This window comes from Brachybacterium halotolerans, from assembly GCF_016623465.1.
Classification (GTDB): domain Bacteria; phylum Actinomycetota; class Actinomycetes; order Actinomycetales; family Dermabacteraceae; genus Brachybacterium; species Brachybacterium halotolerans.
In genome coordinates, this window is the sequence record NZ_JAEDAJ010000016.1 from 45,018 (window position 1) to 53,924 (window position 8,907).

The 8,907-nt window shown below is 72.3% G+C and carries 9 protein-coding genes; 1 reads left to right on the forward strand and 8 read right to left on the reverse strand.

What is annotated here, in order from left to right:
- Positions 1–48: 48 nt before the first annotated feature.
- The 8 genes from I8D64_RS16370 to I8D64_RS16405 form a co-directional block, all read right to left on the reverse strand.
- Positions 49–552 (reverse strand): DUF3180 domain-containing protein, encoded by a 504-nt coding sequence (locus tag I8D64_RS16370; protein ID WP_200503865.1) that lies wholly within the window; start codon positions 550–552, stop codon positions 49–51.
- A complete protein-coding gene (folK, locus tag I8D64_RS16375; protein WP_200503866.1) occupies positions 552–1,469 on the reverse strand; it encodes a 2-amino-4-hydroxy-6-hydroxymethyldihydropteridine diphosphokinase in 918 nt (305 codons plus the stop codon). Before folK ends, I8D64_RS16370 begins: the two co-directional genes overlap by 1 nt.
- The gene (gene folP, locus I8D64_RS16380; RefSeq protein WP_200503867.1) at positions 1,466–2,383 is read right to left on the reverse strand and encodes a dihydropteroate synthase; all 918 of its coding nucleotides are present in this window, start codon (positions 2,381–2,383) and stop codon (positions 1,466–1,468) included. Before folP ends, folK begins: the two co-directional genes overlap by 4 nt.
- A 4-nt stretch (positions 2,384–2,387) precedes the next feature.
- Positions 2,388–2,990 carry a GTP cyclohydrolase I FolE gene (folE, locus tag I8D64_RS16385; protein ID WP_200503868.1) on the reverse strand — a complete coding sequence of 201 codons (603 nt, stop codon included), beginning with the start codon at positions 2,988–2,990 and terminating at the stop codon, positions 2,388–2,390.
- Position 2,991: 1 nt separating this feature from the next.
- Entirely contained in the window at positions 2,992–5,088 is a 2,097-nt protein-coding gene (gene ftsH / locus I8D64_RS16390; RefSeq protein ID WP_200503869.1) for an ATP-dependent zinc metalloprotease FtsH, read from the reverse strand.
- Position 5,089: 1 nt separating this feature from the next.
- On the reverse strand, positions 5,090–5,641 hold the full coding sequence (hpt, locus tag I8D64_RS16395; RefSeq protein ID WP_200503870.1) for a hypoxanthine phosphoribosyltransferase: 552 nt from the start codon (positions 5,639–5,641) through the stop codon (positions 5,090–5,092).
- A gap of 62 nt (positions 5,642–5,703) precedes the next feature.
- Positions 5,704–6,804: a tRNA lysidine(34) synthetase TilS gene (gene tilS, locus I8D64_RS16400; RefSeq protein ID WP_200503871.1), complete on the reverse strand. Its 1,101-nt coding sequence runs from the start codon at positions 6,802–6,804 to the stop codon at positions 5,704–5,706.
- Positions 6,805–6,817: 13 nt separating this feature from the next.
- Positions 6,818–8,239, reverse strand: a complete 1,422-nt coding sequence (locus I8D64_RS16405; RefSeq protein ID WP_200503872.1) for a D-alanyl-D-alanine carboxypeptidase/D-alanyl-D-alanine-endopeptidase — start codon at positions 8,237–8,239, stop codon at positions 6,818–6,820.
- 100 nt (positions 8,240–8,339) lie between these two features.
- Between I8D64_RS16405 and I8D64_RS16410 the strand changes: the two genes are divergently transcribed.
- Positions 8,340–8,852, forward strand: a complete 513-nt coding sequence (locus I8D64_RS16410; RefSeq protein ID WP_200503873.1) for an inorganic diphosphatase — start codon at positions 8,340–8,342, stop codon at positions 8,850–8,852.
- The last annotated feature ends 55 nt before the right edge of the window (positions 8,853–8,907 follow it).

The window sequence follows — 8,907 nt, forward strand, 5'->3', positions numbered from 1 at the left end:
ATCGTCCGAGGCGACCCCTGACCTGCGTCGCAGCGCCGCTCGCGAGGTTCAGGAGGCGGTCGAGCGGGCCCCGCCCTCGCCGTCGTCCGGAGGGAGGGTCCCCCAGCGCTCGACGATCACGCCGAGCACCGCGAGGGCGATGCCGCACAGGGCGCCGAAGCCCGTGGGCAGCAGGGCGCCGACGACGGTCCCCGTCCCCGAGGACAGGAAGAAGGCGAGCTGGCCGAGCTGGATGCCGCCGACGATCGACCCCGTGTAGGCGCACGCGCGGGCGAACACGATCGTGCGGAAGGCGGTGAGCATGTCGATCGAGTGGCGGCGCGGGGCCGTGCTCGGGTTCTCCCGCCTCTCCTCACTCTCCTTCGTGTAACGGCGCAGCGGGAGGCCGCACACGAGCAGCACGGCGGCCAGGGCGAGCAGCAGCAGCCCGGTGACCCAGCCGGTCACCGGCAGCACGGCGCCGCGCCCGGTCACGAAGTTCGCGAGCACCGCGCCGAACACGGTCGCGAGCAGACCGAGGACGACGAGCGTCGGCACCGAGAGCGGGCGCATCAGGCGCCGAACCCTCCGAGCGCGGGGCCGGGGCGCACGCCGTCGCGATCCTCGGCGCGCGCGAGGAGCGGGCCGATGGGGCCGTGCCCGGGCAGCTCCGCCGCGGGTCGGGCGGCATGCCAGGGCGCCAGCACGAAGGCGCGCTCGTGGGCGCGGGGATGCGGCAGCGTCAGCTCCTCGTCGTCCTGGACGAGGTCGCCGTAGGCGATGAGGTCGACGTCGAGGGTGCGGGGCCCCCAGCGGACCTCGCGCACGCGTCGGGCGTCCTCCTCGAGGGCGTGGGCGAGGTCGAGGAGACGCCACGGCCCGCGCTCGCTGCGGATGCCCACGACCGTGTTGAGGAAGGCGTCCTGTGCGACGCCCCCCACCGGGTCGGTCTCGACGACCGGCGCGGTCCAGTCGATCTCGATGCCGTCGGCGGCGCGCAGCAGGCCGAGCGCGCGGGAGAGGTGCTTCTCGCGCGCACCCAGATTGGTGCCCAGTGCGAGCACCGCAGGCGTCGCGGGGGCGCTGCGCTCGATGCGCACGCGCACGTCGGAGAAGGGGTGCGGGATCGGGGCCGACGGCTTGTGGAGGGTGACCTCGATGCGGCGCACGAGGATCTGCTCGGAGAGGATCCGCCCGGCGATGCGCGCAGCGAGGGTCTCGATGAGCTGATGGGGACCGCCCTCGATCTCGGCGACGGCGGAATCGGCGACCTCCGCGTAGTTCACCGTGCGGCCCAGGGCGTCCGCCCGTCCGGCGGGCGCGGTGTCGACGTCCATCCTCAGGTCCACGAGGAAGTCCTGGCCGTCGCGGCGCTCGTGCTCGAGCACCCCGTGATGGCCGCGGGCCCGCAGGCCGATCAGCTCGATCGCGTCGGGCGGGCCCGGGTGCAGGGCCCGCGCGAGGTCAGGCGGGACGACGAGGGCGCTCATCGGGTGCCTCCCGTGAGGGAGGGTCCGTCGGCCCGAGGCGACCGGTCCGCGCTCATCGTGCGGTGCGCCGCGCGCTCGCTGGCGGCCCATCGGGCCCCCACCTCGACGGCGGCCACGGATGCCGCGACGTCGTGCACCCGCACCGCCCAGGCGCCCTCGCGCGCGCACAGGGCGCTGACGGACGCGGTCGCGACGTCGCGGTCCCCGGGCAGGGTGCTCAGGAAGCGCTTGCGGGAGGCCCCGATGAGCACCGGCAGGTCATGGGCGAGCAGGGCGTCCCAGTCCCCAAGGATCTCCCAGTTCTGCGCGCCGTTCTTCGCGAAGCCGAGGCCGGGGTCGGCGACCAGCTGGGAGTCCTCGACCCCTGCCTCGCGCAGCGCCGCCAGGCGCGCCCCGAGCTCGCGCTCGACGTCCCGCGGGACGTCGGCGTACTCGTCGAGGTCGTTCATGATGTCGCTGTGGCCGCGCCAGTGCATCGCGATCACCACCGGCGGCGCTCCCAGACGGGTCCGGGCGCGCGCGAGCAGCCCGGGCATCGCGGCATCGGCGAGGCCCGCCGAGACGTCGTTGATGATGAGGGCGCCGGCCTCGAGGGAGGCCTCCGCGACGGCGGCGCGCATGGTGTCCACGCTCACGACGGCGCCGCGCGCGCTGAGCTCGCGGACCACGGGGATCACGCGGCGCAGCTCCTCGGCCTCCTCGACGCGCTCGGCGCCGGGCCGGGTCGATTCGCCTCCGACGTCGATGATCACGGCTCCCTCGCCGAGCATCCGCTCGGCGTGGTCGAGAGCCTGCTCGGGGCGCATGTGGGCGCCGCCGTCGGAGAAGGAGTCCGGGGTGACGTTGAGGATGCCCATCACCAGGGTGCGATCCCGCGCGAGGTCCGCGGGCAGTCCGTCGGGGCGCGTCCTCATGGCGTCAGCCCCGCATGATGAGGGACATGGCCTCGGAGCGCGTGGTGCCCTTGCGCAGGATGCCGCGTACGGCCGAGGTCACGGTCTGCGCGCCCTCGGCGCGCACGCCGCGCATCGACATGCACATGTGCGAGGCCTCGAGGACGACGATCGCACCGGCGGCGCGCAGCTCCTCCATGAGGGCATCGGCGATCTGGGTGGTGATGCGCTCCTGGACCTGGGGCCGACGCGCGTAGACGTGCACGAGCCGTGCGATCTTCGACAGGCCGGTGACTCCGCGCGCGCCGGGGATGTAGCCCACGTGGGCCGTGCCGAAGAAGGGCAGCAGGTGGTGCTCGCACATGGAGTGGAAGCGGATGTCGCGCACCAGCACGAGCTCCTGGTGCTCGATGTCCCCGAAGGTCACCGAGAGGGGCTCGTGGGCGTCCATGCGCATGCCCTCGAAGACCTCGGCGTACATGCGGGCCACGCGCGAGGGGGTCTGCACGAGCCCGTCGCGGTCGGGGTCCTCCCCGATCGCGGCGAGGATCTCGCGCACGGCCGCCTCGATGCGTGGGGCGTCGACGCCGGGAGCGCCGGACTCCTCGGGAGCCAGCTCCTCGTCCATCTCAGCGGTCCTCGGTCGCAGGACCGTCGGTGCCCTGGAGACCCTCCGGCCCGGAACCGCCGGTCCCGCGATCGGTGCCTCCGGGGTAGCCGGGGATCTGGGGTCCGTCGCCGCCCGGGGAGGGCAGCTCGGGCGGACCGGGGGTGAGCGGGTCGCCCGCGTCGCCGTGCTCGCTGCTCGCATCGCCGGGGTTGCCGCCCACGAGCGGCGCCGTGAAGACGGGGCGCTGCGCGGAGGACTGCCAGACGTCGCGCTGCGGGCGCTTGGTGACGCCCTCGAAGACCACGGCCAGCTGGTGCTCGTTGAGCGTCTCCTTCTCCAGGAGCTCGAGCACCAGGCGGTCGAGGACGGGGCGGTTCTCGGAGATCACGGCCCAGGCCTCGGAGAGCGCCTCGTCGACCAGACGGCGCACCTCCTCGTCGATGAGCTGTGCGGTCTCGTCGGAGACCTGGACGTCGCCGCCCTGCTGCATGCCGACGAAGACCTCGTCCTGGCCGCTGCCGTAGAACACCTGGCCGACCTTCGCGCTCATGCCTAGCTGGGTGACCATGGTGCGCGCGATCTTGGTGGCGTTCTGCAGGTCCGAGCTGGGGCCGGTGGTGACGTCGTGGAAGATGCCCTCCTCGACCGCGTAGCCGCCGAGCGCGTAGGACAGGCGGTCCAGGAGCTCGTTGCGCGACTGGTAGTTGCGGTCCTGGGTGGGCACGACCATCGTGTAGCCGCCGGCCTGGCCGCGCGGCAGGATCGTCACCTTGTTGACCGGCGCCGAGTAGTTCAGCGCGGCCGCCACGAGCGCGTGGCCGCCCTCGTGGTAGGCGGTCATCTGGCGGTCGCGGTCGCTCATCACCTTGGAGTAGCGCTGCGGACCCATGGAGACGCGGTCGATGGCCTCGTCCAGGGCCCGCGAGTCGATGATCTGGTTGTTCGAGCGCGCCGTGAGCAGCGCGGCCTCGTTGAGCACGTTCGCGAGGTCCGCACCGGACATGCCGATCGTGCGGCGCGCGACGATCTCGAGGTCGACGTCCTCCGCGAGCGGCTTGCCCTGCGCGTGGACGTTGAGGATGTGCAGGCGGCCCTTGAGGTCCGGCAGTCCCACGGCGACCTGGCGGTCGAAGCGGCCCGGGCGCAGCAGCGCGGGGTCGAGGATGTCCACGCGGTTGGTGGCGGCGATGAGGATGACGTTCTGGTTCTCGTCGAACCCGTCCATCTCCACGAGCATCTGGTTCAGGGTCTGCTCGCGCTCGTCGTGCCCGCCGCCCATGCCGGCGCCGCGGTGGCGGCCGACGGCGTCGATCTCGTCGATGAAGATGATCGCCGGGGCGTTCTCCTTCGCCGTCGAGAACAGGTCGCGCACGCGGCTCGCGCCGACGCCCACGAACATCTCGACGAAGTCCGAGCCGGAGATCGAGTAGAAGGGCACGTTCGCCTCGCCGGCGACGGCCTTCGCGAGCAGGGTCTTGCCGGTGCCGGGAGGGCCGTAGAGCAGGACGCCCTTGGGGATCTTCGCGCCGACGGCGTGGTACTTCTCCGGATCGACGAGGAACTGCTTGATCTCGTCGAGCTCCTCGACGGCCTCGTCGGCCCCCGCCACGTCGGCGAAGGTGACCTGCGGCGCCTCCTTGTTGAACAGCTTGGCCTTGGACTTGCCGAACTGCATGGCGCGGCCGCCGCCCTGGCTGTTCATGATGAGGAACCAGAACACGCCGATGAACAGCAGCAGGGGCAGGAAGGAGACGAGCAGCGTCGACCACCAGGGACTGGTGGCGATCTCGTCGGTGTACCCCTTCTTCGGGTCGGCCTTGTCGACGGCGTCGACGACGGCGTCACCGCGCGCGGTGACGTAGGAGAAGTAGACCTTCTTGCCCTTGTCGTCGAAGTCCTGGCTCAGCACGAGGTCGACCCTCTGCTGGTTGCCGTCGATGATCTTCGCCTGCTCGACCTTGCCGTCCTGCAGGAGCTGGAGGCCCTGCTCGGTGTCGACCTGCTGGTAGCTGTCGCGTCCCAGGAAGGTGAACGCGAGGATGCCCAGGAGCAGGGCGACGGCGACCCAGATCGCGATGGACGCGCCCGGCCGCTTCTTCTTGGTGGTGCTTGCCATCTCAGTCCTCGTACACGGAGCGCTTCAGGACGCCCACGTAGGGAAGGTTCCGGTAGGACTCGTCGTAGTCCAGGCCGTAACCGATCACGAATTCGTTGGGAATGTCGAAGCCGACGTATTTCACGTCGATCTCGACGCGCGCGGCCTCGGGCTTGCGCAGCAGCGCGGCGACGTCCACGCTCTTGGGGCCGCGCGAGCGGAGGTTGGCCAGCAGCCACTTCAGGGTGAGCCCGGAGTCGATGATGTCCTCGACGATCAGCACCCGGCGGTCGGAGATGTCCGTGCCCAGGTCCTTGAGGATCCTCACCACTCCCGAGGACTTCGTCCCCGAGCCGTAGGAGGACACGGCCATCCAGTCCATGTCGACGTCGAGGTCGATCGTGCGGGCCAGGTCGGACATGACGATCGCGGCGCCCTTGAGGACTCCCACCAGCAGCGGGGGTTCGTCCGCATAGTCCTCGGCGATCCTGGCGCCCATCTCGCGCAGGCGCTCGTGGATGGTCTCCTCGTCGAGCAGGACGCGTTCGACGTCCTGGTGAGGGTTGACGGACACGCGGTCTCCTCCGTGGGTCGGCTTCGGCTCGGCGTCGCGCGGGTTCGGCGCCGGAGTGCTGTTCACGCGCGTGCGCCCCCGTCGCGGGAGCGTCGCCACACCAGCAGTCCGTCACGACGAGCGACCTCGATCCTACCCGGAAGGGGCGAGGCTGCCTGACCGTGCCATGAGACCACCAGCGCGTCGGCCGCGAGCACGTGGCGGCGCAGCAGGGATTTGTCCGACGGGGCGCCGCCGCGCCGCTCCGCGAGCCGTGACGCATCGCGCAGCACACGGGTGCGCAGGGGCGTCGGCGCCGCGGCGAGGGCGTGCACGTCCAGGGCGAGCACGTCCCCCTCCTCCTCGAGCTCCCCGAGGTCGCGCTCGAGCGACTCGCGCAGCGCGGCCGCGTCGGCGTCGAGCATGTCGGAGTCGGGTCTGACCAGCGCCGCGCTGCGGGCGAGGTTCTGGGAGATCTGGTCGCCGAGCTCCTCGCGCAGCACGGGCAGCACCCGGTGGCGCACGCGGGCGCGCAGCAGGGAGGTGTCCGCGTTCATCGGGTCCTCCCACCACTCGAGGTCGTGCACGCGGCAGATCTCCTCGGTGTCGGCCCGGGAGACGGCGGTCGTCTCGTCGCGGCCGTCGCCCAGGAAGGGCCGCAGCAGGGGGCCGCGGGCGGCCGGGATGCCCGCGAGCGCGCGCGGCCCCGCGCCGCGGGCGAGCGCCATGAGCACCTGCTCCGCCTGGTCGTCGAGGGTGTGGCCGAGCAGCAGCGCGAGGCCCCCGCGCTGCTCGAGGAGCGTCTCGAGCGCCTCGTGGCGGGCGTCGCGCGCGGCGTTCTCGACCCCGCCCGGCGCGTCGGGATCGACATGCACGGCGAGCACGTGGACGGCCGACGCGCCGAGGCGCTCGGCCTGGGCGCGGGCGCGCTCGGCGACGGACGCGGATCGCTCCTGCAGGCCGTGGTCGACGATCACGGCCTCGGTCTCCAGGCCCAGCCGCGCACCGACCCAGCAGGTGGTGGTCAGCAGGGCGAGGGAGTCGGCTCCGCCGCTGAGGCCGACGAGGACGCGCGGCGAGAGCGCGCCCCCGCCGGTCGCGTCGGCGAGGTCCGCCAGGCGCGCGAGGAGGGCGGCGCGCACGGCGCTGCGGGCGCGTGCGACCACGCGCGGGGGTCCTGCCATGGGGTGGGTGCTCCTAGGTCCGACGGGCGAGCTCGTAGGCGACGTCGTCCACGGCGGCCTTGGCCTTGTCGGCGTCGGCCCCGTCGAACCCGTGGACCACGATGTCGAAGACGACCGTGCGGCCGTCGGGGAGAACGGTCACGCCGGCGAGGGCCGACGTGCCCGCGAGGTATCCGGTCTTGCCGCGCACGGTGCCGCGGGCGCCCGCGACGCCCTTCGCGCCGAAGCGCTCCTCGAGGGTGCCGGTGAGGCCCGCGATCGGCACGTCGTACAGCAGCGGCTCGAGCTGCGGCGCACCGCCGGAGGCGACCTCGCCGAGGATCGCGCTGAGCAGCCGCGGCGGCACGCGATCGCCCGTCGAGAGGCCGCTGCCGTCGCGGATCACGAGCTCCTCGAGGTCTTTCTCCGGCACGCCGAGCTCGTCGGCGAGGGACCGCACCTCGGTGTCCACGGCCTTCGCGGCGTTCTTCGGCGTCGGCTCGAGACCCTGGGCCCTGGCCGTGAGGTGCGCCATGAGCTCGGCGATCGTGTTGTCGGAGGTCTGCAGGGCGTGCTGGACGATGTCGGTGAGCGGCGCCGAGCGCGTCGCGACCTCGACGACGTCGCCGCCGACCTCGGGCGCCTTCGCCCCCTCGACGTGCGCGTCGGCCCCGCCGGAGACCTTCAGACCGTGCTTCTCGAGGTCCTTCGCGAAGAGCTTCGCGGCATCGCCCGCAGGGTCCGCGGACTTCCTGCCGTACTGCTCGCCGTCGAGCCAGCCCTCGTCGACCGCGAGGGCCGCGGTGGGCGTGACCCAGCCGCCCGCGCGGCCGTTGTCGCCCCAGGCCGGGTTCTCCCCTCCCGGCAGGGCGCTGGTGTCCAGGCGCAGGGCGACCTGGTCCTGGCCGTTCTTCTTCGCGAGCTTCGCCGCATCCTTCGCGAGCGCGTCCACGCGCTCCCGGGTCAGGGTCATGTCGCCCTCGCCGACGAGGGTCAGGGTCCTGCCGTCGAGCACGGCGTGCGTGGTGAGGCGCTGGTCGCCGTCGACGCTGCGCAGCAGAGCCGAGGCGGTGAGGAGCTTGAGCGTCGAGGCGGGGACGCGCGCGGTGTCGGCGTCGCGCTCGGCAATGACGTCGCCGGAGTCGGCGTCGACGACGGAGTAGGACAGTCCCCCGTCGATCACGGGATCCTTCGCGTGGGAGGCGAGGCGGCCCGCGAGGTCCTCGTCGGCGTCCCTCGTCGAGGCGGTCGCGGGGGTGGGGACGATCGGATCGGCCTGCTCCCGGTCGTAGTCCTCGCCCTGCGCGCGCGGGCCCGCGTTCTCACCCTGATGCTCGGTCGAGAGCGTGAGGACCCCGGGGAACGCGTCCGTGAGGTCGCCCACCACGTAGAAGCTGACAGGCACTGCGGCGCACAGCGTGATGGCGATCGCGCGCCAGAGCTTCTCGGTCCGCATGGATCCCAGGATATAGAGTGTCGGGACCACTCTCCGCATAGAGTGTGAGGACCATTGACCGCGCCCACAGGGCGATGAGCACCGCAACGGAGCCGCAGACGTGGAGTTCGACGTCACGATCGAGATCCCTCGAGGGAATCGCAACAAGTACGAGGTGGACCACCACAACGGGCGCATCCGGCTGGACCGGATGCTGTTCACCGCCACCCGCTACCCGGACGACTACGGGTTCATCGAAGGCACGCTGGGCGAGGACGGCGATCCGCTGGACTGCCTGGTCCTCCTCGAGGAGCCGACGTTCCCGGGCTGCCTGATCCGCTGCCGCGCGCTGGGCATGTTCCGCATGCGCGACGAGTCCGGCGGCGACGACAAGATCATCGCCGTGCCGGTGGGCGACCAGCGCCAGGTGCGCCGCCAGGAGCTCACGGACGTCTCCGAGTTCCACCGCCTGGAGATCCAGCACTTCTTCGAGGTCTACAAGGACCTCGAGCCCGGCAAGAGCGTCGAGGGGGCCCACTGGGAGGGCCGCAGCGACGCCGAGGCGGAGATCCGCCGCTCCTACGAGCGTGCCAAGGGCACCGAGCACGAGAACGAGTTCACGGTCGAGGTCTGACCCCGGCCCGGCCGTCGGCCGGGCCCCACTCGCCGGAGTCGGTCGACTGGTCGAC